The organism is Candidatus Methylomirabilota bacterium, from assembly GCA_035709005.1.
Lineage (GTDB): Bacteria > Methylomirabilota > Methylomirabilia > Rokubacteriales > CSP1-6 > 40CM-4-69-5.
On the sequence record DASTFB010000047.1, the window covers coordinates 86,520 to 111,877 of the forward strand.

General features: G+C 68.6%; 30 protein-coding genes and 1 tRNA gene. 21 read left to right on the top strand and 10 right to left on the bottom strand.

Annotation, left to right across the window (positions count from 1 at the left end):
* Positions 1–15: 15 nt before the first annotated feature.
* Entirely contained in the window at positions 16–1,206 is a 1,191-nt protein-coding gene (locus VFR64_07225) for a M20 family metallopeptidase (GenBank protein ID HET9489528.1), read from the bottom strand.
* The gene (locus VFR64_07230; GenBank protein ID HET9489529.1) at positions 1,203–2,372 is read right to left on the bottom strand and encodes a M20 family metallopeptidase; all 1,170 of its coding nucleotides are present in this window, start codon (positions 2,370–2,372) and stop codon (positions 1,203–1,205) included. The genes VFR64_07225 and VFR64_07230 overlap by 4 nt, the downstream gene beginning before the upstream one ends.
* A gap of 120 nt (positions 2,373–2,492) precedes the next feature.
* On the opposite strand from VFR64_07230, the gene VFR64_07235 reads away from it, so the two are divergent.
* The gene (locus VFR64_07235) at positions 2,493–3,416 is read left to right on the top strand and encodes an LLM class flavin-dependent oxidoreductase (protein HET9489530.1); all 924 of its coding nucleotides are present in this window, start codon (positions 2,493–2,495) and stop codon (positions 3,414–3,416) included.
* A gap of 11 nt (positions 3,417–3,427) precedes the next feature.
* Here the strand turns inward: VFR64_07235 and VFR64_07240 are convergent, their stop codons facing one another.
* Together VFR64_07240 and VFR64_07245 are read right to left on the bottom strand one after the other, a co-directional pair.
* Positions 3,428–3,634 (bottom strand): hypothetical protein, encoded by a 207-nt coding sequence (locus VFR64_07240; GenBank protein HET9489531.1) that lies wholly within the window; start codon positions 3,632–3,634, stop codon positions 3,428–3,430.
* A 189-nt stretch (positions 3,635–3,823) separates the two neighbouring features.
* Positions 3,824–4,699, bottom strand: coding sequence for an isocitrate lyase/PEP mutase family protein (locus VFR64_07245; protein HET9489532.1), 876 nt, complete (start codon positions 4,697–4,699; stop codon positions 3,824–3,826).
* Positions 4,700–4,783: 84 nt separating this feature from the next.
* Between VFR64_07245 and VFR64_07250 the strand changes: the two genes are divergently transcribed.
* From VFR64_07250 to VFR64_07280, 7 genes are all read left to right on the top strand, one after another.
* Positions 4,784–5,692, top strand: coding sequence for a MoxR family ATPase (locus tag VFR64_07250; protein HET9489533.1), 909 nt, complete (start codon positions 4,784–4,786; stop codon positions 5,690–5,692).
* 17 nt (positions 5,693–5,709) lie between these two features.
* Positions 5,710–7,119 (top strand): VWA domain-containing protein, encoded by a 1,410-nt coding sequence (locus VFR64_07255; protein HET9489534.1) that lies wholly within the window; start codon positions 5,710–5,712, stop codon positions 7,117–7,119.
* Positions 7,101–7,793, top strand: coding sequence for a DUF3047 domain-containing protein (locus VFR64_07260; protein ID HET9489535.1), 693 nt, complete (start codon positions 7,101–7,103; stop codon positions 7,791–7,793). The genes VFR64_07255 and VFR64_07260 overlap by 19 nt, the downstream gene beginning before the upstream one ends.
* A 38-nt stretch (positions 7,794–7,831) precedes the next feature.
* On the top strand, positions 7,832–8,035 hold the full coding sequence (locus VFR64_07265) for a hypothetical protein (GenBank protein HET9489536.1): 204 nt from the start codon (positions 7,832–7,834) through the stop codon (positions 8,033–8,035).
* Between the two features lie 81 nt (positions 8,036–8,116).
* A complete protein-coding gene (locus tag VFR64_07270; protein ID HET9489537.1) occupies positions 8,117–9,112 on the top strand; it encodes a hypothetical protein in 996 nt (331 codons plus the stop codon).
* 11 nt (positions 9,113–9,123) lie between these two features.
* The gene (locus VFR64_07275; protein ID HET9489538.1) at positions 9,124–9,657 is read left to right on the top strand and encodes a UGSC family (seleno)protein; all 534 of its coding nucleotides are present in this window, start codon (positions 9,124–9,126) and stop codon (positions 9,655–9,657) included.
* A gap of 239 nt (positions 9,658–9,896) precedes the next feature.
* Entirely contained in the window at positions 9,897–10,469 is a 573-nt protein-coding gene (locus VFR64_07280; GenBank protein HET9489539.1) for an OmpA family protein, read from the top strand.
* Positions 10,470–10,484: 15 nt separating this feature from the next.
* Here VFR64_07280 and VFR64_07285 read toward each other — a convergent pair whose 3' ends face one another.
* From VFR64_07285 to uvrA, 3 genes are all read right to left on the bottom strand, one after another.
* Positions 10,485–10,994, bottom strand: coding sequence for an OB-fold domain-containing protein (locus tag VFR64_07285; GenBank protein ID HET9489540.1), 510 nt, complete (start codon positions 10,992–10,994; stop codon positions 10,485–10,487).
* 175 nt (positions 10,995–11,169) lie between these two features.
* Positions 11,170–12,390: a hypothetical protein gene (locus tag VFR64_07290; protein ID HET9489541.1), complete on the bottom strand. Its 1,221-nt coding sequence runs from the start codon at positions 12,388–12,390 to the stop codon at positions 11,170–11,172.
* A gap of 55 nt (positions 12,391–12,445) precedes the next feature.
* Positions 12,446–15,229, bottom strand: coding sequence for an excinuclease ABC subunit UvrA (uvrA, locus tag VFR64_07295; protein HET9489542.1), 2,784 nt, complete (start codon positions 15,227–15,229; stop codon positions 12,446–12,448).
* Positions 15,230–15,283: 54 nt separating this feature from the next.
* Between uvrA and VFR64_07300 the strand changes: the two genes are divergently transcribed.
* The 4 genes from VFR64_07300 to VFR64_07315 all read left to right on the top strand — a co-directional run bounded on the left by VFR64_07300 (position 15,284) and on the right by VFR64_07315 (position 17,835).
* Positions 15,284–16,636, top strand: a complete 1,353-nt coding sequence (locus tag VFR64_07300; GenBank protein ID HET9489543.1) for a sigma-54 dependent transcriptional regulator — start codon at positions 15,284–15,286, stop codon at positions 16,634–16,636.
* A 137-nt stretch (positions 16,637–16,773) separates the two neighbouring features.
* Positions 16,774–17,184 (top strand): hypothetical protein, encoded by a 411-nt coding sequence (locus tag VFR64_07305; protein ID HET9489544.1) that lies wholly within the window; start codon positions 16,774–16,776, stop codon positions 17,182–17,184.
* Positions 17,181–17,453: a hypothetical protein gene (locus VFR64_07310; GenBank protein ID HET9489545.1), complete on the top strand. Its 273-nt coding sequence runs from the start codon at positions 17,181–17,183 to the stop codon at positions 17,451–17,453. Before VFR64_07305 ends, VFR64_07310 begins: the two co-directional genes overlap by 4 nt.
* 61 nt (positions 17,454–17,514) lie before the next feature.
* Positions 17,515–17,835, top strand: coding sequence for a cytochrome c (locus VFR64_07315; GenBank protein ID HET9489546.1), 321 nt, complete (start codon positions 17,515–17,517; stop codon positions 17,833–17,835).
* Positions 17,836–17,863: 28 nt separating this feature from the next.
* Here VFR64_07315 and VFR64_07320 read toward each other — a convergent pair whose 3' ends face one another.
* Together VFR64_07320 and VFR64_07325 are read right to left on the bottom strand one after the other, a co-directional pair.
* Complete coding sequence (locus VFR64_07320) at positions 17,864–18,583, bottom strand: urate hydroxylase PuuD (protein HET9489547.1); 720 nt, start codon at positions 18,581–18,583, stop codon at positions 17,864–17,866.
* Between the two features lie 29 nt (positions 18,584–18,612).
* A complete protein-coding gene (locus tag VFR64_07325) occupies positions 18,613–18,909 on the bottom strand; it encodes a hypothetical protein (GenBank protein HET9489548.1) in 297 nt (98 codons plus the stop codon).
* A 109-nt stretch (positions 18,910–19,018) separates the two neighbouring features.
* Between VFR64_07325 and VFR64_07330 the strand changes: the two genes are divergently transcribed.
* Positions 19,019–19,093 (top strand) — tRNA-Met (locus VFR64_07330).
* A gap of 21 nt (positions 19,094–19,114) precedes the next feature.
* Here the strand turns inward: VFR64_07330 and VFR64_07335 are convergent.
* On the bottom strand, positions 19,115–19,546 hold the full coding sequence (locus VFR64_07335) for a transcriptional repressor (GenBank protein ID HET9489549.1): 432 nt from the start codon (positions 19,544–19,546) through the stop codon (positions 19,115–19,117).
* A 116-nt stretch (positions 19,547–19,662) separates the two neighbouring features.
* Here VFR64_07335 and VFR64_07340 point away from each other — a divergent pair, with 116 nt between their 5' ends.
* From VFR64_07340 to folE, 8 genes are read left to right on the top strand one after another with little or no spacing between them, the layout of a single operon-like run.
* Complete coding sequence (locus VFR64_07340; protein HET9489550.1) at positions 19,663–20,082, top strand: rubrerythrin family protein; 420 nt, start codon at positions 19,663–19,665, stop codon at positions 20,080–20,082.
* Between the two features lie 56 nt (positions 20,083–20,138).
* Complete coding sequence (locus tag VFR64_07345) at positions 20,139–21,509, top strand: heterodisulfide reductase-related iron-sulfur binding cluster (protein HET9489551.1); 1,371 nt, start codon at positions 20,139–20,141, stop codon at positions 21,507–21,509.
* Positions 21,509–22,063 (top strand): DUF3501 family protein, encoded by a 555-nt coding sequence (locus VFR64_07350; protein ID HET9489552.1) that lies wholly within the window; start codon positions 21,509–21,511, stop codon positions 22,061–22,063. The genes VFR64_07345 and VFR64_07350 overlap by 1 nt, the downstream gene beginning before the upstream one ends.
* 56 nt (positions 22,064–22,119) lie before the next feature.
* Positions 22,120–22,911: an enoyl-CoA hydratase gene (locus tag VFR64_07355; protein HET9489553.1), complete on the top strand. Its 792-nt coding sequence runs from the start codon at positions 22,120–22,122 to the stop codon at positions 22,909–22,911.
* 60 nt (positions 22,912–22,971) lie between these two features.
* Positions 22,972–23,970 carry a glycosyltransferase family 4 protein gene (locus VFR64_07360; GenBank protein HET9489554.1) on the top strand — a complete coding sequence of 333 codons (999 nt, stop codon included), beginning with the start codon at positions 22,972–22,974 and terminating at the stop codon, positions 23,968–23,970.
* A complete protein-coding gene (locus tag VFR64_07365; GenBank protein ID HET9489555.1) occupies positions 23,967–24,374 on the top strand; it encodes a 6-carboxytetrahydropterin synthase in 408 nt (135 codons plus the stop codon). The genes VFR64_07360 and VFR64_07365 overlap by 4 nt, the downstream gene beginning before the upstream one ends.
* The gene (locus VFR64_07370) at positions 24,352–24,780 is read left to right on the top strand and encodes a 6-carboxytetrahydropterin synthase (GenBank protein HET9489556.1); all 429 of its coding nucleotides are present in this window, start codon (positions 24,352–24,354) and stop codon (positions 24,778–24,780) included. Before VFR64_07365 ends, VFR64_07370 begins: the two co-directional genes overlap by 23 nt.
* Complete coding sequence (folE, locus tag VFR64_07375) at positions 24,777–25,358, top strand: GTP cyclohydrolase I FolE (GenBank protein HET9489557.1); 582 nt, start codon at positions 24,777–24,779, stop codon at positions 25,356–25,358. Before VFR64_07370 ends, folE begins: the two co-directional genes overlap by 4 nt.

Genomic DNA, 25,358 nt, shown 5'->3' on the forward strand with positions numbered 1-25,358 from the left:
TTCGCTCGCCGATCCTCAGGGCGCCGCGCCACCGCGGGCGAAGTCGTCCTTGGCCTGCCGGAGCGCATCCGGTGACGCCAGCAAGTCGAGGGCGGTCATGGCCAGGGCCTTGGCCCCCACGAGGATGCCAGCCCGGGCCATCGGCGAGCGCGCCCATTCGGCGAATTCTCGGGAGTGGCCGGGCACCCCGTCCGGCGAGATGCGCACGTACGGATGGATCGTGGGGACGGCATGGCTGAGGTTGCCGCAGTCCGTCGAGCCGTAGCCGGCGTCGCCGTCTTCGGGATCTTCCGAGACGTCGATCAAGGCGAGATTCCGGGCGAACAGTCGAGCCATGGTGGCGTTGGGCCGTAGCGGCTCGTGGACGACGGGATCGGCCGTCACCTTCGCGGTGCAGCCGGTCGCCGTCGCGGCGCCGTCGGCGCAGGCCTGGAACCGACGGAGCAGCTCGAAGCAGTACGTCCTGTCCAACGACCGCAGATAGAAGTCGGCGCTGGTGTGCTCGGGAATGATGTTGGGCTGGGCGCCGCCGTTCACGATGACGCCGTGCACGCGCGCGTCCGGGCGCAGCTGCTGGCGCATGGCGTCCAGAGCCACGAAGAGCTGGATGACGGCGTTGAGGGCATTCACCCCGCGCCAGGGCCACGAGGAGGCGTGCGCCGCGCGTCCGAAGAACTCGGCCTTCACCTTCACGATTCCCAGGCTGGGCCGCCACACCCGAGTGCCCGAGCGTCCGTGGATCATCAGTGCGGCGTCCACGTCACGGAACACCCCGGCCTCCAGGAGCTTGACCTTGCCGGCCCCGCCCTCTTCGGCCGGCGTACCGATCACCTGGATCTCACCGGCGAACGGAAGCCGACCCAACGCCAGCGCGGCCCCGGCTCCCGCGCCGGCGGCGGCGATGACGTTGTGGCCGCAGGCGTGCCCGATGCCGGGCAGGGCGTCGTACTCGCAGAGGATGGCTACGCGGGGGCCGGGCCCGGCGCCGGAGATGGTGGCGCGGAACGCCGTAGGCAGCCCGACACCCCGCTCGACCCGCGCGCCGTGGAGCTCCAGGAACTCCGTGAGCCAGGCGTGCGCCTGCTCCTCCTTGAAGCACAGCTCGGGATGCCCGTGGATCCTGAGGGACAGCTGCTCGAGCTCGTCGCCCAGACGGTCGACGGCCTCGGCGAGCCCGGTCTTGATGGCGTCGGCCGCCGCGCTCACGTGGCCGCGAACTCCTTTCGAATCTGGGCCAGCAGCATGGGCTCGGCCAGTATGTCGTAGGCCGTCAGGGCCAGCGTCTTGGCTGCGATGAGCAGGCCCTCGCGGGCGAGGGGACTGACGGCCGCGGCCTCGAAGGCGCGCGAATGGATCGGGGTTCCGTCCGGGGCGATCTTGACGAGCGGTTGGATCGTGGGCACGACCTGGCTCACATTGCCGACGTCCGAGGAGCCGAGGTGTTCCTTGTCCTCCGGGGATTCGGTCACCCCGAACCGCTGCAGATTCGCCCGGAACGCTTCCACCAGCGCGGCATTCCGCTTGAACGGCTCGTACGCAGTTTCCTGCCGTTCGATCACCTTGAGGGAGCAGCCGGTGGCCGTGGCCGCGCCCTCCGCGCAGGCGATGACCCGGCGGTGGAGATCCCACATGGCGTCGATCCGGGGAGCCCGTACGTAGAACGTCGCGGCGGCGAACTCCGGGATGATGTTGGGCGCCGCGCCGCCGTGCGTGACGATGCCGTGAATGCGGGCATCGGGCCGCATTTGCTGACGCATCATGCTCACGTTGTTGAAGGTCTGGATCACGGCGTCCAGGGCGTTGACGCCATCCCAGGGATAGGCGGAAGCGTGCGCGGCCTTGCCGGTGAACTCGAAGCTGACCCGGACGATGCCGAGCAAGTCCTGATGGGGAACCCAGGCCGCCCAGCCGTGGACCATCAGCGCCGCGTCGACATCGCCGAACACGCCCGCGCGGATCAGTTTGACCTTGCCGCCGCCCCCCTCCTCGGCCGGCGTGCCGATGACGCGGATGCGGCCTCTGGGCAGGCGCTCCTTCATCGCGGCCAGCGCCGCTCCCGCGCCGGCGCCCGCGGCGGCGATGACGTTGTGACCGCAGGCGTGCCCGATCGCGGGCAGCGCGTCGTATTCGCACATGATGGCGATCGTCGGGCCTTCACCCGTTTCGAGCGTGGCTCGGAAGGCCGTCGCAACGCCGGCCACACCCGGCTCGACGGTGAAGCCCTGTTTGGACAGGAACTCCACGAGCCAGCCGGCGGCCTTCACCTCCTGGTATCCGAGCTCCGGGTTGTCGTGGATCGTTCGGGACAACGCTTCGAGATCGCCGGCCAGCCGGTCCACAGCCTGCACGATCATCTCTTTGGGGGCGCCCATGGATTCTCTCCGGACCTTCCGTGTTTCCGGCGCCCAACTATACCATCACCGGCCCTCGGGGAGCGCCCTGCGGGCTTGTGGTACGATGCCGGCGCTGTCGACCGACGCGACGAGGTGCCCGTGAACGCCAGAGTCCAGCTCGCCGTCGCGATCCCGCAGACGTTCCTCACCGGCTCCGTGGACCGCCGTGGCATCCGGGCGTTCCTGACCCGCGCCGAGCAGCTGGGCGTCCACAGCGCCTGGGTCGTGGAGCAGATCGTCGGCACGATTCCCAGCCTGGAGCCGGTGACCCTGCTCACCTACGCCGCCGCGGTCACCGAGCGGATCGCCCTGGGTTCCGCGGTGCTGTTGACCGCCCTGCGCAACCCGGTGCAGCTGGCCAAGAGCCTGGCCTCGCTCGATCAGCTGAGCGGGGGCCGGCTGATCGTCGGCGTCGGCCTCGGCGGCAACCGCAGGATCTATCCCGCCTTCGGCCTTCCCGCCGGCCGTCGGGCGGCGCGCTTCGCCGAAGGCATCCAGCTGCTACGGCGGCTGTGGACCGAGCCCCGTGTGAGCTTCGCCGGGGAGTTCCATACGCTCGACAACGTCGCCATGGAGCCCAAGCCGGTGCAGCAGCCGCATCCGCCGATCTGGTTCGGCGCCCACCACCCCGATGCCCTGAGGCGGGCGGCGATGCTGGGGGACGGATTCATGGGCGCCGGCTCCGTCTCCACCGAGCAGTTCGCCGAGGAGGTCAGGGGGCTGAGGCGGTTTCTGGGTGAGGCCGGGCGCGATCCCGACCGCTTTCCCATCGGCAAGCGCGTCTACCTCGCCATCGATCGCGATCGGGATCTCGCCGCGCGCCGCCTGGGCGAGTGGTTCCGAGCCTTCTACGGCCGCCCCGAGCTGGCCGGTCAGGTCGCCGTGTACGGCGACGTCGACGCATGCCTGGATGGCCTGGGCCGCGTCGTACGGGCCGGGGCTGGCCTGCTGATGCTCAATCCCGTCTTCGACGAGATGGAGCATCTCGAGCGGTTCGCCTCAGACCTCGCGCCGAAGCTCTGAGCCGGCGCACGCTAGCAGGTCCAGTCCTCCTGCTCGGCCGCACGTTCGGGCTGGGCCGTCGCCGGCTCCGCCACGTCCGGCTGCGCCCCCGCGGGCTCCGCCGCCTCCGGCTCAGTCGACGGCATCTGTACCGCCTCGGCCTCGCGGAGTCGCTCACGTAAGGGATCGTTCCCCGATAACTCCAGCAGCGCCAGTTCGTACCACACGCTCGTGTGCATCGCTCTCTCCTCGCCGGTGGTTTCGACCACCTCCGATCCGTGAATCGGTGAGCTCGTGCCGTCGTCTGTCAGCAGGCGACGTGCCACAATCGCCGGCGAGGAAAATCGAACGGTTACCGCACTGCGGGCCGCCGCGGCGCGGGCGAGGTGCCCGGAGGTCGGGCCCTTTGCCCGGTCCCGTCGGCCGGCTCAGCTACCGGCTTCGGCCTTGTAGCGTTCGGCCAGGGCGAGCTGTGCAGTGACGCCGATCAGGTCGTTGAACTCACGGAAGGGCAGGTAGCGGTCGACGAGCGCCCCGACGTCATCACGGCGCTTGAGCTCGCGCAGAAAGTCGGCGATGGCCTTCGCCGCCACGAGCAACGTGTCCACCGGCAACAGGATCACCGCGTATCCGAGCTGGCGGAGGCTGGCGAACGGCAGGAGCGGCGACCGCCCTCCGGGGGCGTAGTTGTACAGCAGCGGAGTGGTCAGCTCGCGGGCGATCCGGGCGACCTGCTCCTCCGTGCGCGGCGCCTCGATGAAGAGCACGTCGGCGCCCGCTTTGGCCGCCGCGTCGCCGCGGCGCAATCCCTCGTCGAAGTCGACGGCGGAAATGGCATCCGTGCGGGCGATGATGAGCAGATCGGGATCGGTACGTGCTTCGATGGCCGCCCGGATCTTGCCCGCGAACTCCTCCCGGGGAACGACCTGGTGTCCCGAGAGATGTCCGCACCGCTTGGGGGCCACCTGATCCTCGATGTGCAGCGCGGCCACCCCGGCCGCCTCGTAGGTCTGCACGGTGCGGCGCACGCTCAAGGCGTTGCCATACCCGGTGTCGGCGTCGGCGATGAGGGGGATCTGCACGGCGGCGGCCAGGTTGCGGACGTGGTCCGCCATCTCGGCGAGCCCGGCAAACCCGAGGTCGGGCAGTCCGAGCCGGGAGGCCGAGGTGCCGTAGCCCGTCATGTAGACGGCGGGGAAGCCGGCGCGTTCGACGAGCTTGGCCGAGACGGCGTCGTATGCGCCGGGGACGACGAGACCGGCCTTGCGACCGACGAGTGCGCGAAGCGTCTGCCGCGAACGCATGCTCCCTCCTTCAAGTCGGTCTCGCAATTGTACGTTACAATGACTCAACGTTCAGTCGGTGCGCGCCGCGCACAGGGAGCCTCCATGTTCGAGTCCGTCGAGGACGTCCAGCAGCGGTTTCGGGGCGCGAAGTACATCGCCAACCGACGTATCTCCACCGTCGTCTTTCTGGCCGAGCGAATGGGGCGGCCTGTCCTCATCGAAGGTCCGGCCGGCGTCGGCAAGACGGAGCTGGCCAAGACGCTGTCCGACGTGTCCGAGCGGCCCCTGATCCGCCTACAGTGCTACGAGGGGCTCGACGAAGGCAAGGCACTGTACGAGTGGAAGTATGCCAAACAGCTCCTTTACACGCAGCTCCTGCGCGAGCGTATCGGCGAGCTGATCGCCGATGCCCCGTCGCTGCCCGACGCCGTGGTCAAGATCGCCGGCCAGGACGACGCCTTTTTCTCGTTCCGGTTCCTGTCGCCACGCCCGCTGCTGAACGCCATCCTGGCCGAGCGCCCTGTGGTGCTGCTGGTCGACGAGATCGACAAGGCCGAGCCGGAATTCGAAGCCTTCCTCCTGGAGGTCCTGTCCGATTTCCAGGTTTCGGTGCCCGAGCTCGGCACCATCCGGGCCAAGCACATTCCGCTCGTGGTCCTGACCTCCAACAACGCCCGCGAGCTCTCCGACGGGCTCAAGCGGCGCTGCCTGCACCTCTTCATCGATTTTCCGGCGCCGGCCGAGGAGCTCGAGATCATCCGGCTCAAGGTCCCCGAGATCTCGGAACAGCTGGCCGGAGCCGTGGTGGCGGCCGTCCAGAAGATCCGCGCCATGGACCTCCGCAAACCACCCTCCGTGTCGGAGTCACTGGATTGGGCCCGCTCGCTGGTCATCCTCAACGCCCAGCGGCTCGATCCGGAGATGGTCGAATCCACGCTGACCATGCTGGTGAAGTACGAGAAGGACCTGGAGCGCGTGCGCGGCGCCCTGGACAAGGTTCTGGCGCCCTGACGACCGCGGCCCTCGACATGGACGAACGCATCCTCGAGTTCATCGGTGACCTCCGTCGGGCCGAGCTGCGGATCTCTCCCTCGGAGGCGCTCGACGCCCTGGCCGCCGCTTCCCAAGTCGGCCTCGAGGACCGGGAGACGTTCAAGACGGCGCTGGGCGCGACTCTGGTGAAGGAAGCCCGTGACCGCGCGACGTTCGACCGGATCTTCGACCTCTACTTTCTCGACTTGCAGGCCCTGGGCGAGGGGTTGCGCAAGGCGCTGGGCCCCGAGGATCCCCGGGTCCAGGACCTCCTCGACGAGCTGCTGGCGGACGAGTCGCTGGAGCTCGACCCCCTCACCGAGCTTCTGCTCCGCGGCCAGGGGGGCGAGATGGAGATGGCGATCCGCTCCGGTAGCCGCAACGCCAGCCTGGAACGGCTCATGTACGGGCTCCAGGTCGGCTATTTCTCCCGCCGGGTCGGCGATCAGCTGGATCTGGCCGCCATCGAGCGTGACCTGGAGGAGCTCCTGCGCCTGCTGGCGACCCGCGGGCTCGATCCCGGGCAGCTCGCGCGGATCCGCAACTATCTGGAGCTGCGCCTCGAGGCCTTTCGGCGGATGATCCGCCAGCACGTCGAGCGCGAGCTGGAGCGCCGGGCCTGGCGCCAGGGTGAACGGCTCACCCGCGAAGTCCTGTCCGACAAGCCGCTGTTCGCCCTGACGGCCGAGGAAGTGGCCCAGATGCAGGCGGTGGTCGCCCGCCTCGCCCGCAAGATCAAAGACGCTTTGGCTCTCCGCCAGCGCCAGCAAGAGCGGGGGAGGATCGACACGCGACGCACGATCCGCAAGAGCCTGGCCTGGGACGGGGTCCCCATGGAGATCGCCCTGCGCCGGCGTCACCGCGACAAGCCCAAGCTCATCACGATCTGCGACGTCTCCGACTCCGTGCGCAATGCCTCGCGCTTCATGCTGCAGCTGGTGTGGAGCTTGCAGGAGTGTTTCAGCCGTGTGCGGTCGTTCGTGTTCGTCTCGGAGATGGCCGAAGTGACGGAGGCGTTCGGCGCCTATCCGGTCGAGCGGGCCATCGAGTGGGCGCTCAAGGCCGCGCCGGTGGACTATCACTGCCGTTCGGACTTCGGCTATGCCTTCAGTCAGTTCGTGCGCGGCCAGCTCGAGACGTTGGACCGCCGGACGACCATCCTGCTCCTGGGCGACGCCCGCAACAACTATAACGATCCTCAGGCCTGGGCGCTCAGGATGATTCGCGAGCGGGTGAAGGGCATCATCTGGCTGAATCCCGAGGGCCAGTGGGGCTGGGGCGTCGGGGACAGCGTCATGCCGCTCTACGCGCCGGCGTGTGACCTGGTCCGAGAGTGCCGGACCGTCGGCCAACTCGGTGAGGTGGTCGACAACCTCGTGCATCACTGGTGGCGGCGCGGGCGCTGATCGACCGTGCCCTCCTCGGCCTGATCAGCGCGTCCCTCGTCGTCCAGATGGGCGCCGGTTTCGCCGGGTCCACGGCCCGCGCCGAGGACGACTGCTTGGCGATCGAGGACTTCGGGGGGGGCCTGGGACAGTTCCCCCGCGACTGGCGCGCCCGCAAGGCGGAAGGCCAGACGGTATACCGAGTCCAGGAAGAGGATGGAAGGCGCTTCCTCCACGCCCACTCCAAAGGGCTGGGGGTCCAGGCGGCCAAACCCTACGAGTGGGACCTCAACGCTTACCCGGTCCTGGCCTGGAGCTGGCGCCCCCGGCAGTTTCCCCGAGGAGCCGACGAGCAGCACGGCGAGAACGACAGCGCGCTGGCGGTCTACATGGCCGTGCCCCACTCCCGCATCCGAGGGCCCCGGGCCGTCAAATACATCTGGAGCGAAACGGTGCCGGCGGGAACGCGACTGAGCTCGAACTACGGGCTCACCCAGGTCCGCGTGTTGCGCAGCGGCCGCGTGGGGCTCGGGGAGTGGGTCGACGAGCGCGTCAACGTGCGCGACGACTACCTCCGATACTTCGAGGTGAGCGAGGTCCCCAAGCCCGCCGGCATCGCCGTCCTCACCGACTCCGACGACACCGAGTCCAGTGCCCAGGGGGACTACGCTAACTTTCGGGTGTGCCGCCAGTAGCGCCAGGCATCGGTCCTATGGTCGGGGAGGCGAGGTCGATGGTATCGCTGGAGTATAAATCAGGGCACCATCTGCCCCACTGCCAGAGCATGCGGGTCCACCGCATTCCCCGGGTGGGCGTCGTCGACCACCTGCTGAGCGTCGCCTACATCTATCCCTTCCGCTGCGGCCACTGCCTGCGCCGGTTCCGCGCGACGCAGTGGGGCAAGCGCTACCGTCGTCGCGTCCCCGCTCGACTGTGATAGCCTCCGGCCATGGCGCCGGCAGGCTCCCCACCGACTCCCGCGGCCGCTGATTCTCTCGAAGAGCTCCACGCCCGTGGCGTGACCGACGGGCTGCCCGTCGTGCTGCCCACGCCCGACCGGGTGCGCCTGGCGGTGGCGGCCTCGGGACGAGACCCCGACGAGCTGGTGGCCCTGGTCCCGCCCAACTACGGGCGCGCCACCATCGAGAAGATCGCGGTCAACGCCGTCATGGCCGGGTGCCGGCCCGAGTACCTGCCGGTCGTCGTGGCGGCGGTCGAGGCCGTCTGCGACGAATCGTTCGACCTGCACGGCGTGGCGGCGACCACCAATGCGCCGACGCCCCTGGTGATCGTCAATGGCCCGGTGCGAGGGACGCTCGGGATCAATTGCGGAGCGGCGGTGTTCGGTCCGGGCGCCCGGGCCAACGCCACCATCGGACGGGCCGTCCGCCTGGTCTGCCGCAACATCGGTGGGGCTCGCGCCGGCGGAGTGAGCATGTCGACACTGGCCCACCCCGGTCACTACACGTACTGCATCGGGGAACACGAGGAGGCCAACCCCTGGACGTCGCTGGCCGTCGAGCACGGGTTCGGGCCGAGCGAGAGCGTCGTCGCCGTGCTGGCCGCTGACGCGCCGCTCGGCGTCTACGATCACGTGAGCCGGACGGCGACCGATCTGCTCGGCACCATCGCGGCCAGCCTGGCCGTGATCGTCAACCACAAGATGACGCACTGGGGCGACAGCCTGCTCGTCCTCGGGCCCGAGCACGCCCGCACCATCGCCGGCGATGGCTGGAGCAAGGACGATATCAGGCGGTTCCTCCACGATCGGTTGCGCTGGCCGGTGCGCGAGCTCGTTCCTGGCCGCAACGGAGGCACGGGGCTCCCCGAGCACGTGCTGGCCAAGTACCCCGACCCCCAGCGTGACGAGACGCCCATCACGAAGTTCCGGTCGGCGGACAACATCAAGATCCTGGTGGCCGGCGGGACGGCGGGCCGCTTCTCGGCGATCGTGCCGGGGTGGACCTTCGCGCGGGCCTCTCGCCTCGTGTTCCGCCGGATTCCGACTCCCTGAAGGAGGTGCCCATGTCCGAGGAGTTCCTGGACCCCACCGACTCGGTCGCCGTGCCCCGCAAGGTGGCTCCGCGGCCCTCGACGCTGGACGGCAAGGTGATCACGTTGCTCGATATTTCCAAGGCCAAAGGGAACCACCTCCTGGACCGGATCGAGGAGCTGTTGCGGGCCCGAACCCGGGCCAAGGCGATCGTCCGGAAGCGCAAGCCGACGTTCGCCCGGCCGGCCCCCGAGGAGCTCCGTCAGGAGATCGTGGGCGCCACCGACGTCCTGGTAGAGGCGCTCGCCGATTGAGGGTCCTGCACCACGTGCAGTGTGCACGACGGCGTATTCTTCGAGGATCATGGCATCCCGACCGCGACGGTCGTCTCCGCCGAGTTCGTCAACGCGGCCCGGGCCCAGGCCCAGGCGCTGGGAGCTACCGATTACCGGCCGGTCGTCGTGCCGCACCCGATCCAGCCCCTCACCCGAGCAGAAGTGCAGGAGCTCGCGGATCAGGCGTTCGCGGAAATTCTTTACAGACTCACCAGGCCCGCATCCGGGTAAGCGGTTGCACATTGCGTCAGCCCGATGACTGCGCGACGTCGGCGCCGTCGCTGAAGCGACGCGCACATGTCGCCGCTCAGCGATTTGGCGCGGGATTTTCAGAAGCACGGTCCTGGCGAGGTCCTTGCACCCGCGCGACGGACCGCTCACAAGGGGGAGTCATGCGACACATTGGCACGTCAGTCATAGTTCTCCTCGGCATCGTTGCCCTCACTACCGGCTGCGCGACGAAAAAGTGGGTGCGTGAGGTCGTCGGCCAGCAAGACCAGAAGATCGCCAGAGCCGACGCCGAGGCCCGCGAGCAGGCCGCGCGCATCGTCGAACACGCCGATCGGATCGCCGGCCTGAACACCAAGGTCCAGGGGATCGAGCGGTCCGTCGGTGACGTCAGCGACCGCGCCAACACCGCCCTGACGAAGGCCGAGGAAACCGACAAGCGGCTGACCCGGCTCTGGTCCCAGCGTCATACCCGCCAGCAGGTGGAGACGGTGTCCGTCCACTTCGGGTTCGACCGCTGGGATCTGGACGATGGCGCCGAGACCGCGCTCCGGTCCATCATCCAGGAGCTCCAGAAGAACCCCCGGCTGACCGTGGATCTCCAGGGATACACGGACCCGGTGGGGACGACCAACTATAACGTCGGGCTGAGTCAGCGGCGGGTCGAGGCGGTGCGACGGTACCTGGTCAAGCAGGGCGTCGAGATGCCGCGCATCCAGGCGGTCGGGCTGGGCCCGATCTTCGACCGGGACAGCAAGGAAGCGGCGGCCAAGCGGCGCCGGGTGTCGGTCAACCTGATGCTGTATCCCGAATAGGCCGCTCCTCGGGCCTCATTCGGGCAGCCGCCAGACGCGCCCTTCCGGCGGCTCGTCAGTCAGCGTGAACTGCACCAGGGTGAACTGATCGGCGAGGTCCTGGAAGACCGCGCGGACGCGCCGGCCGATGGCCACGTTCCGCGAGTCTTCCATGGTCCCGTCCGGCCGGATCAGATTCGCGACCATCCGGAGCGCCTCGTCGGATGTGGGTCTGCCCCGCTGTTCGTCCAGCTCCACCAGCACGACCGGGTAGGGCGTGACCTCCCTGAACCCGGGTTGGATCGCGTGCACGACGATCTCGTAGGAGTAGATGGTGCCGCGGCCGCTGGCCTCCTGCCAGGTCCATTGAAGCTCCATACACCAGGGACAGGCGTGCGTCGGCGGGTAGCGCATCAGCCCGCACGCTCGGCAGCGCCGCAGCATGAGCCGATGCTGCCGGGCCAGGGCGAAGTACTCCTTCCATTCCGAGTCGTTGTCCGGGACGATCAACGGCATCCCCCGGTAGTGGACGGGCTCGGGCATCATTGAACAGGGTGCGGGCACCCGGGCTCGCGCCCGCCCGCACCCCGCCGGAACGACGCTCGATCTTGTTCGATCACCCGATCAGAGTCGCGACCCACCCGCTTCGCCACGCCCATGCCCCGCCGGAAGGACGCGCCCGGTTGTTCACTGACCATATCTGAGTCCCGACCTTGGTCCATCACCGGCGCAAGATAACGGCGCTGCCCGTCGGCGGCATGGCCCACCCGAGATTCATGGCGATCTCGGGGTCCCGGACCTGGCGGCACCGGCCCGGCGCGTAGTCGTAGCCGTGCACGCCCTCGGCGGCCCGGGGGCAGTAGTCGTCCACGGTGCCGCGGAGCTGGCGCACGTTCTCGATGACCATCGACATCCCGTGGGTGTAGCCCTCACACAGGTGGCCGCCCGCGGTGTTGTTGGGGCGCCGGCCGCCGAGCTCGATGATCCCGCTGGACACGTATGGCCCGCCCTCGCCCTTTCGGCAGAAGCCGTATTCCTCGAGCTGGAGCATCGTGGTGAAGGTGAAGGCGTCGTAGGATCCCGTGATGTCGACATCCTCCGGGGTGATGCCGGCCTGCCCGAAGACGATGTCCCGGGCGTAGTAGCCGGCCACCCGGGTGATGGGCCCGTGGGCCCAGTGAAAGTCGGTGCGCGGCTTGGAGACCCGCCCGGCCACGCCCATGATGTAGACGGGACGCTGCCGCAGGTCGCGAGCCCGCTCGGCCGGGGCCACGATGAGGCACGTGGCGTTATCGGTCTCCAGGCAACAGTCGAGCAGGTGCAGCGGCTTGACGATCCAGCGGGACCTCACGACATCCTCGACGGTGACGCGCTCTTTCAGCAGGGCCTTGGGGTTCTGCGAGGCGTGCTTGCTGTGCGTAACCTTTACGTGCGCCACCTGTTCCGAGGTCGTGCCGTACTCGTACATATGGCGCATGAAGGTCAGCGCGAAGTTCTGCCCCGCGCTCCGCATCCCGAACGGCACCTGGGCCAGGTCCTGCCCGCGCACGGGGGCCGCCGCCCGGGGCCCGGTGCCGCCGATGCGCAGCTCGCTGTAACCGTTCATGGAGCGGAAGATCGCCACCGCCTGGCACATCCCGGCCTCGATCGCCCCCATCGCCAGGCCGATCAGCGCTTCGGTCGAGGAGCCGCCTCCGAGGACGTCCATGAAGAAGTTCAGCCGGATCCCCAGGTCGGCGGCGACCCAGTTCGCCGGGGTCGAGTCGTTGTTCTGGTAGCTCATCATGCCGTCGATGTCGGTCGGACGCAGCCCCGCGTCGGCCATCGCCTTGCCGATCGCCTCCACGGCCATGGCCCGGGTGGTCCGCCCCGAGTTCCTCGAGTACTCGGTCTCGCCGACACCGACGATGCAGTACTTGTCGCGAAGGGTTCTGGGCGTCACCGGGAGCCGAGAGTAGCACGTTCCCGCAGCTGGCTGGAGCGCCTGCGCGCCAGGCTCAGGGGCGACAGTTCTTGCCGTTGAGCCGGGGCAGGATCTCGGCCAGGAACTTGCCGGTGTAGGAGCCGGGAGTCTGGACCACAATCTCGGGCGGGCCCTCGGCGATGATCTCGCCGCCCTCGTCGCCCCCCTCGGGACCGAGGTCGATCACCCAGTCCGCCGACTTGATGACGTCGAGGTGGTGCTCCACCACCAGCACGGTGTTGCCGGCGTCCACCAGCCGGTTCAGCACGCCCAGGAGGCGTTTCACGTCGTCCAGGTGCAGCCCGGTCGTCGGCTCGTCGAGGATATACAGCATGTCGCCGGCGGTCCGCGCCCCGAGCTCGGCGGCGATCTTGAGCCGCTGGGCCTCGCCGCCCGACAACGTCGTGGCGGGCTGGCCCAGCCGCAGATACCCCAGGCCGACGTCCCCCAGCACACGGAGACGACGCGCCAGCGTGCTGTGGGCCGCGAAGAACTCGACGGCCTCGTCGACCGTCATCTTCAGCGCGGCGGCGATGTTGCGCCCCCGGTGCTTCACGGAGAGCACGTCCGGCCGGTACCGGCGGCCCTCGCATTCCTGGCAGGTCACATAGACGTCTTCGAAGAAGTACATCTCGAGTTTCTCGAACCCGTCGCCCTGACACTTCTCGCAGCGCCCCCCGGGGACGTTGAAGGAGAAGGCGCCCGCCGGCAGACCGAGCGCCCTGGCCTTCGGCTGGGCGGCATACAGCTTCCGGATCTCGTCGAAGGCCTTCACGTAGGTGACGGGATTCGAGCGGGGGGTGCGGCCGATCGGCTCCTGATCGATGAGGCGAACGCCCTTGAGATACTCCAGCCCGGCGAGGCTGTCATAGGCCCCGGGAAGGGCGAAGTCGCTCTTGAAGGCGCGGGCCACGGCGCGGTACAGCGTGTCGTGCACGAGCGTCGATTTGCCCGAGCCGGAGACCCCGCTCACCACGGTCAGGGTGCCGAGCGGGATGCGCAGGACGACGTTTTTGAGATTGTGCTCGCGGGCGCCGGTCAGCACGAGGTGCCGGCGGCCCGGACGGCGCCCCGGCGGCACCGAGATCGACTCCCGGCCCGTGAGGTAGCGGGCGGTGAGGGAGTGCGAGGCCTTGGCGAACTCGACCTTCGGGCCGCTGAACACGAGCTCCCCGCCGCGCTCCCCCGAACCGGGCCCCAGCTCCACGATGTGGTCGGCGGCGTCGATGAAGGTCCGATCGTGCTCGACCACGATGACGGTGTTGCCGGCCTGGGCCAGCTCCCGGCAGAGATCGGCGAGACGGGCGGTGTCGCGCGCGTGCAGGCCGATGGAGGGCTCGTCGAGGACGTACAAGGTGCCGACGAGCTGCGAGCCGAGCTGGTTGGCCAAATTGATGCGTTGCGCCTCGCCGCCTGACAGCGATCGGGTCTGGCGAGACAGGCTCAGGTAGCCGAGCCCGACGCGAAGCAGGAAGGTGAGCTTGGCGCCGAGCTGCTTGAGGATTTCCCGGGCGATGGTGCTCTCCCAGGCCGACAATCGCAGCCCGGTCAGCGTCCGGAAGGCCTGCTCGATCGTCAGGGCGCACACGTCCGCGATCGTCAGCCCGCCGACCCGGACGGCCAACGCCGCCGGCTTGAGCCGCTTCCCCTGGCAGGCCGGACAGCGCGACTGGCTGCGGTAGCGGGAGAGGAACACCCGGACGTGCAGCTTGTAGCGGTAGGACTCCACCTCCTCGAAGAAGCCCCGGATGCCGGGAAAGCCGTCGTCGCCCTCGTACACCAGGCGGCGCTCCGCCTCCGTGAGCGTGTTGTACGGCTTGCTCGTGTCGAGGCCGAGGCGCCGCGCCGCCTTGACGAGCTGCCGCTGGTACCGCCGTCCCGAGGGGTAGGTCCATGGCTCCACCGCGCCCTCGGCCAGGGTGCGCGTGGGATCGGGCACCACGAGGCCTTCGTCGTACTGGAGGATGTTGCCGAAGCCCCGGCATTCGGGGCAGGCCCCCAGGGGATGGTTGAAGGAGAACAGCAGGGGTTGGGGCCGCTCGAGAGCTGCGCCGCACTGCGGGCACTTGAGCGCCTCGGCAAAGGCCAGCACGCCGGCGCCCACGACGTCCACCTCCATCCGGCCGCTGCCCTCGCGCAGGGCGGCCTCCACGGACTCGGTCAGACGGGCTCGTCGTGCGGCGTCGAGCGTCACGCGATCCAGGACGACGACCAGCTCCTTGGCGACCTCGGTCGCCGGCGGTGGAGCGGTCAGATCGAGAATCTCCTCGCCCAGGCGCACGCGCGCGAAGCCCCGTCGCATCAAGGCCGCCCACAGATCGGCCAGGGGCATCCCGGCGGGGACGGCGAGACGGAAGCCGATCAGCGCCCGGGCACCCGGGTGCCGGGCCAGCAAGGTGTCCACGATCGACTCGGCCGAGTGGGAGGCGGCCGGGACCTCACAGGCCAGGCAGTGGACCTGGCCGATCTTGGCGTAGAGCAGACGCAGGTAGTCGTAAACCTCGGTGGCCGTGCCGACGGTGGAGCGAGCAGTCCGGACGGGGTTTTTCTGCTCCAGCGCCACGGCCGGCCGGATGTTCTCCATCCGGTCCACATCCGGCCGATCGATCCGATCGAGGAACATCCGGGCGTAGGTGCTCAGCGACTCGATGTAGCGCCACTGTCCCTCGGCGAAGATGGTGTCGAACGCCAGCGACGACTTGCCCGACCCCGAAACGCCGGTGACGATGGTCAGGCGGTCATGGGGGACCTCCAGAGAGACGTTCTTCAGGTTGTTCTGCCGGGCGCCTTCGATCCGGAGCCCCGGGGGGCGCGGCATGCGCGAAATCCTCCTGAGGTCGATATGTTACTGAAAGTGCTATGATGGCGCTACATGCACGATCGCATCCGCGTGCTGGTCGTGGACGACGATGCTGAGGTTCGTGCGCTGCTCGGCCGGGTTCTCACCAAGGCCGGATTCACGGTGGGCGAGGCGGTCTCCGGCGCCGAGGGGATGGCCCTTCTCGGCCGGCACGAGTACGACGTGGCCCTCGTCGATGTGAAGCTTCCCGACGCATCCGGTCTCGACATCCTTCGCTGGGCCCGTGAGGCCGAGGCCGACACGGAGTTCATCGTCCTCACCGGCAACGCGGATGTGGAGACCGCGGTGGAAGCCATGCGGCTGGGCGCCTACGATTTTCTCGGGAAACCCTGGCGCAACGCCGAGCTCGTGGAGGTCCTGGGCAAGGCCGCGGAAAAGAAGAAGCTGCGCCGGGAGAACTCCGCGCTCCGAGAGGTGATGACCCGTCGTGACGGCCTCCCCCAGATCGTGGGGGCGACGCCGGAAGTTCAGGATCTGATCTCGATCATCGGGCGGGTCGCCCAGAGCGACAGTCCGGTTCTCATCCTCGGTGAGAGCGGGACCGGCAAGGAGCTCGTCGCCCGGACCATCCACCTCAAGAGCCGCCGGGCGAGCCGGTCGTTCGTGTCGGTCAACTGCGGCGCGTTTCCCGACACCCTCCTCGAGACGGAGCTGTTCGGGCACAAGCGCGGCGCATTCAGCGGGGCCGTGGCCTCGCGGGTCGGTCTGTTCGAGGCCGCGGACGGCGGGACGCTGTTCCTGGACGAGATCGGTGAGATGTCTCCCGCCATGCAAGTGCGCCTCTTGCGTGTGCTCGATTCCGGCGAGGTGCGCCGGGTCGGCGAAGAGCGGGCGTTTCACGTGGACGCGCGGATCCTGGCCGCCACCAACAAGGATCTGAGCCGGGAAGCCGCCGAGGGGCGGTTCCGCTGGGACCTGTTCTACCGGGTGAGCACGATCAGTGTGCCCGTTCCCTCCCTGCGGCAACGCCGGGCCGACATCCCGCTGCTGGTCCAGCACTTCACCGGGCCCGCCACCCGGGGCAAGTCCCTGAAGTTCGCCGCCGAGGCCATGGACCGACTGATGAGCTATTCGTGGCCCGGCAACATCCGGGAGCTGCGGAACCTGGTCGAGCGCCTGATGATCCTGCACGAGGGCGACGAGGTCCGCGTCAATGACTTACCGGCCGAGCTGGGCGCGCCCGCCCGCGCCGCCCCCGAGCCGGAAGCTGCGCTGGTCTCGTTGCAGGAGATCGAGCGCCGCCACGTCGAGCGCGTGCTTCAGGCCACCGGCTGGAACAAGGCCCAGGCCGCGCGAGTCCTCGACGTCGACATCAAGACCCTGAACAAGAAGATCCGCGACTACGGCCTGAGCCGTTCTGCCTGACTCTCCCGGGAGAAAGTCCCCGTCCCGGGGATGTTCTCCCAGGCCTCGCCGTTTTCACCGTCCCGCGACGCCTCGATTCAATGCTGACTTAGCGCGCACCGCGTGTGGCACCCCGGTTGCCACACACCCCAGGTGAGATGAACATCACGAGCCCGCGCTTGCTGCAGCCGGAGCTGCACCTCCCGGGTGAGGCCCCGAGGCCCCGCGCTTCCGGGATAACGCTCTGGCGCCCCGGGATCGTCCTGCCCGACGCGTTCGCCACGGCCCGTTCTCCCCGGGTGGTCGTCGCCGAGCCGACGACGAGGCCCGACGCGGTGCGGGCACAGCTCGAGGCGACCCAGTCGCTGTTGTCTTCCATGGCCGAGGCCCAGATGGCGCTCGGCGCCCGGGCCGCGGCCGCCGAGCGGCGTGCCGCGACGGCGGGCTCGCCGGGCCTCAGAGTGGCGGCGGTGGTGGAGGCCTATCGGATCCACGCGGAGCTCGACGGCATCCTGCGCAGGACGCTCCAGCGCGCCCAGGCCCTCTTGGAAGAGCGAGGACTGCGATGAACGTCTACTACTTGCCCACGCGTACCCAGAATGAGCCTGTTTCCACGATCTCCGAATGGCCGAGCCTGGCCGTGCGTCTGCGCAACGCCTGGTGGCGACTGCGGCTGGCCGTGATCGAGATGCGGGGGATCCTCCGATCCCAGCCCCGCTACACGGCCTACGATTTCTTCTCGGCGGCGCCCCTGCCGCCCCGCCCGTGCGGCCCGGCCCGGATCATCGATTTCGAGCAAGCGCGCCAGCGACTCCGGCCGGTCGCGCACGAGGTCTGAGACTCTCCCCGCTCGATTGACAGGCGTCCGCGGGCTCGCTAGAAGAGGCTCAGGTCCTCGGATGGGACGAGTCTGGATCATGGTGACGGCGGCGGTGCTGGCCGTGGCCGCCGGCTGCGGCGACCGGCCACAATTGAATGCTGAGGCCGAACGCGGGCGCCAGGTCTACCTCACGCAGTGCACGGCGTGCCACGCGACCGACCCGTCCCAGGCCGGGCCGCTCGGGCCTCCGGTCAAAGGCTCGTCCCGCGAGTTGCTGGAGGCCAAGGTGCTCCGAGGCACGTACCCGCCGGGCTACCAGCCCAAGCGTCCCACCCACCTCATGCCGCCCCAGCCGGCGCTCGCTCCCGACATTCCGCCGCTCGCTGCATACCTGGAATGAGGGCGAGCGCCGTCGCGGAGACGGGCCCTCAGGGGAACATGATCTCCAGCCCGAAGTAGAGGATCGCGGTCAGAACGAAACCCGCCCAGAACGTGCCTTTGACGCTGCCGAGCACCTTCTTGCCGGGCCCCGTCGTGCCGACCATGGCGTTGGCCTCGGCGGCGATCAAGACGATGGTCAGCAGGATGAGAGCGCCAGCGATGGCCCCACCGGTGGCCTGAGCGAACATGGGCAGATGGCTGGCCGCGCCCATGAAGAACAGCATGGGAATCGAGAGCAGGGTGTTCGTCCGGGATGCGAACCCGCCCCGCTGCCCCCGGGCCGCGGCCTCCGCGATGGCCTGTCCGCCCTTGGCGACCTGCCTCGCCGAGGCGATGACCACCTGCTGGGCCGGCCAGATCACGAACCAGACGTTGAACCACAAGATGCTGCCCAACATCCCACCGTAGAAGATGGCCCAGCCGTACGAGGTGTTGAAGAAGCCGTCGAGCCCGAGTTGTCCGATCTTGTGCAGGATGATGAGCCAGCCGGTGATGAACGTGAGCATGGCGCCCCACCGGAACCACCACAAAGCCCGCTCGACCAGGCCGCCGGTGATCATGCCGCTACGGACGGGAGCCTCAGCCCCCGCGAAGTAAGGAGTCTGGACGAAGTTAAAGTAGTAGAGCAGCCCGATCCAGGTGATCCCGGCGAGGAAATGGAACCACCGCAGGAAGAACAGCCAACCCTCTCCGCTGAACAGCGCCATGGTCTGGCCCCTCCTCGTCGCGTGATGGACTACTTCTCCTCCTCGACCTCCTCATCCTCCTCCTCGTCGACGTCGTCGTCCTCGTCGAGGTCATCCTCCTCGTCGTCTTCGAGCTCGTCGTCCTCGAACTCGTCGTCGTCCTCGAGCTCGTCCTCATCGGCGACGTCGTCGTCGTCCTCGAGCTCGTCGTCGTCCTCATCGCCTTCGTCGTCCTCGAGCTCGTCCTCGTCGTCCTCGGAGTCGTCGTCTTCTTCTTCGTCTTCGTCGGCGTAGCGATGACGGAGTGCGAGATCGGTGTCATGCCAGGGGTGTGTCCGCAACTGCATTGAAGGTTCCTCCGAGCCGTGCCCGGCTTGACTTGAGTAGCTGGAATCGCTACCGTTGGCTTGCTCGAAGCGGGATTATAGCAAAACGGCCCACCTGTCCAACGGATTCGGCGGTGTAGCTCAGCGGCAGAGCAGGGGTCTCATAAGCCCCGTGTCGGAGGTTCAATTCCTCCCACCGCCACCACCCACGATCCCGACACGGTCGTCAACGGTGTTCGGAGTGGCTGCAGCGCGGGCAGTAGCCTTTGAACACCGTTTCCTGACCGACGATCCGGTGACCGAAGCGCTGGGACTCCGGCAGCTGGAGTTTCCCGCGGGGAAACACGTCGTGGACTTCACCGCACCGGAGACACACCAGGTGATCGTGCCGGTGCTCGGTGTTCGGGTCGTACCGGGTCGGGCTGCCGGGGACCTCCATTTGCTGGAGCTCCTTCAGCGCGACCAGCTCGTTGAGGGTGTTGTAGACGGTGGCCAGGCTGAGCTCGGGCAGGTGACGCCGCGCCCGCTGGAAGACCTGCTCGACCGTCAGATGCACGTGATCGCCGTCGAGGGCCTGGGCGATCACCCGGCGCTGCGCCGTCATGCGCCAGTCGGGCCGGCCCTGCAGGCGGTCGATAAGTCGGCGTGGCTCCGTCACAAAATCATTGTACGACACTCCCCGGACGAGTCCAGCCTTGATTTTGAGTCATTCTAGATTAAGATCACATCTAACTTGGGCTCGACGCGACACCCTATCACCCGATCGGAGGACGCATGACGAAGCTGAAAGGATCGAAGACCCACGAGAACCTCAAGCACGCGTTTGCCGGGGAGTCGCAGGCCAACCGGCGGTACCTCTACTTCGCCAAGGTGGCGGACGTGGAGGGCTACCCGGAGATCGCGGGCAACTTCCGTGAGACCGCGGAAGGCGAGACGGGGCACGCCCACGGCCATCTGGATTACCTGAAGGCGGTCGGGGACCCCGCCACCGACCTGGCGATCGGGCCGACGGACGCCAATCTTCGGGCGGCCATCGCCGGAGAGACCTACGAGTACACCGATATGTACCCCGGCATGGCCAAGACGGCGCGGGCCGAGGGCTTCCCGGAGATCGCCGACTGGTTCGAGACGCTGGCCAAGGCGGAGAAGTCGCACGCCGGTCGTTTCGAGAAGCTGCTGAAGACGATCAGCTAACCGACAGCGGGAGCCGGCCCGGAGAAATGCCGCGCCGGGCCGGCCCGCGCCCCCTCATGTCTGACGACACCGACATCGTCTCGTATCAACCGACAGCAGGACTGTCGTACGACCCTGCCGATCCCGTGTACTGGGACCGGGACGGTCTGGCCGGTGAGTTGCGGCGCACGTTCGCCATCTGCCACGGGTGCCGGCTCTGCTTCAAATACTGCGACGTCTTCCCGAACCTGTTCGACCTGATCGACCGCCGACACCAGGGCGAAATCCCCCTCATCACGCTCGAGGCCACGGCGGTCCTCGACGACTGTTTCCAGTGCAAGCTGTGCGAGGTGAACTGCCCGTACACCGTGCGGGATGGCCACGAGTACCGGCTGGATTTTCCGAAGCTCGTGCATCGGCAGCGGGCTGTGCAGGTGCAGGCCTGTGGCCGGCGCCTCCGCGACCGATTGCTGGGCGATCCGGACCGGGCCGGCCGCGTGGCCCGGGCCAGTCTGGGCCTGGCCAACCTGGCCAGCCGCTCCCGGATGCTCCGCTGGCTGCTCGAAAAGGCCGTGGGCATCCATCGCGGCAAGCTGTTGCCGCCCTTTGCCCGGCGAACCTTCGAGGACTGGGCCCGGCGGACCGGCCGGCTGACCGCGACGCCGCCCGCGGAGGTCGTGCTCTTTCAGACGTGTTTCGTCCAACACAATGCGCCCGAGATCGGAGCCGACACGGTGGAGGTCCTGGAGCGGAACGGAGTCACCGTTCGCTGCGTGGCCGGGCTGCGCTGCTGCGGGATGCCGGCGTGGGAGAAGGGGGACCTCGCGGGCGTGCAGGCTGCGGCGCGCGACAATCTCCGGCGCCTCCGCCCGTTCGTGGAGCAGGGGGCCCGCATCGTGGCCATCAACCCGACCTGCTCCATGATGCTGCGCCGGGAGTATCCCGGCCTCGTCGATCCGGCCGACCGTGAGGCCGCCGCCCGGGTGGCCGCAGCCACCATGGACCCCGCGGAGTTCTTGTGGGGGATCCGGGACGAGCCTCGCTTCAATACGGCGTTTCAAAGCGCACCCGAGGGCACCATCGCCTACCACGTGCCTTGCCACCTGCGGGCCCAGGGCATCGGCTTCAAGAGCCGGGACCTGCTGCGCAAGATCCCCGGAGTCCGGCTGGCCATGGTCATGGAGTGCAGCGGCCACGACGGCACCTACGCGATGACGGTCGAAGGGTTCGAGCCCTCCCGCCGCATCGGCATCAAAGCCTTTGCGGCCATGCAGGTGGCCGAGGCGAGCGTCTGGACCAGCGACTGCCCCCTGGCCGCGCTCCAGTTCGCCCAGCACGCCGGGGCGCATCCGCTGCACCCCATGTCGGTCCTGGCCCGGGCCTACCGTCCGGACGGCTTCCCCCGTCGCCTCGCGCCGGCGCCGGCCGCGGGCCCGGAGCCCCGCTGATGACCCGACAGGTGCGCGTGGCCGACCTCCTCGATGCCGGCGCCTACGAGAGCCAGCGGCCCGCGTTTCGCGACGAGGTGTTCCGGGCCAAGGACCGGCGGCGGATCCACGTCGGCGAGTACTTCACCTTTCTCTTCGAGAACACGCTGACGATCCGCTACCAGATCCAGGAGATGATCCGCGCCGAGCACATCGCCGACCGGGCGGCCATCCAGCACGAGGTGGACACCTACAACGGCTTGCTGGGCGGACCGGGGGAGCTCGGCTGCACCCTGCTGATCGAGATCGATGACCCCGCCCTGCGGGCCACGCGGCTCCGCGAGTGGTACGGGCTCCCCGAGCACGTCTACGTGCGCTTGCCGGATGGCGGCACCGTGCGAGCCAGCTTCGACGAGTCCCAGCGCGGTCAGGGGCGCCTCTCCTCGGTGCAGTACCTGAAGTTCCGGGTGGGGTCGGCAGTGCCGGTCGCGGTGGGCATCGACCTGCCCGGCCTCGCCGCCGAGGTGCCCTTGACCCCCGCCCAGCGGGCGGCCCTCACCGAAGATCTCGAGTAGCCCGGCTTCCGCTCCCACCAAACTTTGCTAGACTCGTGCCCCGTGGAGGTGGCCCGATGAGCGGAGCCGACGATATCCTCGTAGAACGCGATGGCGCCATCGCCACCGTCGTCTTCAATCGACCGCGCGTGCGCAACGCCATCAATCTGGCCATGTGGGGGGAGATCGCCCGCGTCACGAACGACCTGGCCAAGGACGACGACGTGCGTGCCGTCGTGTATCGGGGCGCGGGCAGCGAGGCCTTCGCCTCGGGGGCCGACATCTCCGAGTTCAAGGAACAGCGCAAGGATACCGAGACCGCGCTGCGCTACAACGCCCAGACCCACGCGGCCCACGTCGCGCTGCGCGAGTGTCCCAAGCCCACCATCGCCATGATCTACGGCTTCTGCATGGGGGGTGCCATGGCCGTCGCCATGGCCTGCGACCTGCGGTTCGCCGCGGAAGGCTCGAAGTTCGGGATCCCGGCCGGACGGCTCGGCATCATCTATGGCGCCGACGCGGTGGGGCAACTGGTCGATCTGGTCGGACCGGCCTATGCCAAGGACATCCTCTATTCGGCCCGCACGGTGAGCGATCGTGAAGCGCTGGCCATGGGCTTCATCCAGCGCCTGTTCCCGGCGGCCGACCTGGAGCGCGAGACATACGAGTATCTCCGCCGGGTGGCGGACAATGCGCCGCTCTCGGTCCGCGGGTCGAAGGTCACGGTGGAGAGCTACCTGGCCGGCCTGACCGAAGAGCGCCGCGCTCGCCTGCGCGAGCAGCAGCTCGAGGTCTTCGAGAGCGAGGACTACAAGGAGGGTACGCGGGCGTTCCTGGAGAAGCGGCCCCCGCGATTCCAGGGCCGCTAGTTGCGGTTCGCCGTTCTCACGTCGACCCCGCTCTCCGCCACGGCGGGCAGCGGGACATTCGTGGCCCTCGACGGACTCGTGCGCGGTCTGCAGGGCCGGGGCCACCAGGCGACAGTCCGGTCCCTGCGCCTGCGGACGCGCTTCCACACCCTGGATCGCTGGCTCTTCAACGTGCACGCCGCCCTGGCGCCGCCCGCCGCCGACGTCGTGGTCGGGGTGGACCTCGACGGCTTCCTGTGGGCGCGCTGGCGTCGCGGCGTCCGCGCATTCGTGGTGGCGTTGAAGGGCATCATCGCCGACGAGCTGCGCAACGAGCGGGGCTGGGTGCGCCGGCTGCTCTCCGTGCAGGCGGGATGGGAGCGCGCCAACTGCGCCCGGGCCGATCGTGTCATCGTTCCCAGCCGCTACTCGGCCGGCATCGCGCGCGAGCTCTACGGAGTGCCGGCAGCCCGGCTCGCCGTCGTGCCGGAGCCGATCGACCTTGCCGCCTGGCGCCGTTTGTTCGGGCAGGCCCAGCGGCCCCCGGCCGCTCGACCTACCGTGCTCTGCGTGGCCCGCATGTATCCGCGCAAGCGGGTGGAGGACCTGCTGGAAGCTGCGCACCTCCTGCGGCGGCGAATCCCCAACATCCAGGTTCGCATCGTAGGGTACGGCCCCGAATGGGCCCGGCTGCACCGTCTGCACACGCGGCTGGGCCTCGCCGATACAGTGATCTTCCTGGGCGAGGTGCCTCGCGTGACGCTGGCCGTAGAATATATGGGCGCTCATTGCTTCTGTCTGCCCAGCGTGCAGGAGGGGTTCGGCCTGGTCTTCGTGGAAGCCATGGCCGCGGGGCTGCCGGTCGTGGCCTGCCGGGCCGGCGCCGTGCCCGAAGTCGTCCTCGATCGGCGTACGGGGCTCCTGGTGGCCCCGCGCCGGCCCGTCGAGCTGGCGGACGCTCTGGAGACGGTGCTGGGGGACCGGGGCTTGCGTACCGCGCTGAGCGAGGAGGGCCGACGTCGCGTGGATGACTTCGATCTCGATCGCGTGGCCGGGCGGTTCCTGGAATCGCTGCCGTGACCGCGCCCGCCTACAGCACCCGGCGATTCACGTTCGCGGCGGGCCACCGGTACTGGGTGGACACCTGGTCGGCCGCGGAGAACGAGCGTCGCTTCGGCCGGCTCACCGGGCCCCACGGCCACAACTACACCGTCGACGTGACCGTCCGCGGCCCGATCGACGAGCGCACGGGAATGGTCATCGATTTGAGCGAGCTGAAGCAGATCGTCACGGAGACGGTGATCGAGCGGTTCGACCACGCCGACCTGAACGCCGACACCCTGTTTCGCGGGCGCGTGCCCACGACCGAGAACCTGGCCCTCGTGATCTGGGAGCTGCTCGCCCCGAAGCTCGGCAGCGAACGCCTCTGGCGGATCCGGGTCTGGGAGGATCCGACGCTCCATGCCGACTACTACGGCGCCTAGGCAGGTCGCGCTGACCCGCAGCTACCACTTCAGCGCGGGGCATCAGCTGCGCAACGAGGCGCTCACCGCCGACGAGAACGCCCGGCTGTACGGCGCCTGCGCCCGCCCCCACGGCCACAACTACTATCTGGAGGTCACGGTGGCCGGCGTGCCCGACGTCCAGACGGGGATGGTGCTGGATCTGGGCCGGCTCGACGCGCTGGTCCAGGAGGCGATCGTGCGGCGCGTGGACCACCACACCCTGGAGACGGTGCCCGAGCTGACCGGCGTGATCAGTACCGGGGAGGGGTTGGCTCGCGCGTTCTGGCGCCTTCTGGCCGGCCGGGTCGCGCCCGCCGTCTTACGGCAGGTCGCGGTGGTGGAGACGGCCAAGAACCGCTTCGAGTACCGGGGGGAGGAGGCATGAGCCAGACCGAGAGGTCCATCGCGCGCCTGGTCGAGCAGCTGCTCAAGGAGCTCGGCGAGGACGCCTACCGGGAGGGGCTGGAACACACCCCCGAGCGCGTCGAAAAGGCGCTGCGCTTTCTCACCGCCGGCTATCGGATGAACATCGCCGACGTCTTCAACGAGGCCCTCTTCGTCGAGGAGTACGACGAGATGGTCGTCGTCAAGGACATCGACTTCTTCTCGCTCTGCGAACACCATCTGATCCCCTTTTTTGGCAAGGCCCACATCGCCTACATGCCGCACAAGAAGATCGTGGGACTGTCCAAGATCCCGCGTCTGGTGGAGATGTTCAGTCGCCGGCTGCAAGTTCAGGAGCGGCTGACCACGCAGATCGCCAACACGCTCAACGAGGTGCTCCAGCCCCGGGGGGTCGCCGTCGTCATGGAAGCCGTCCACCTCTGCATGATCATGCGGGGGGTGGAGAAGCAGAACTCCAAGGCCGTGACCTCGGCCATGCTGGGCGCGTTTCGCGATCGGCCGGAGACCCGAGCCGAGTTCATGGAGCTCATCAAGGCCGGCCGGGGGTTGCAGATTTGA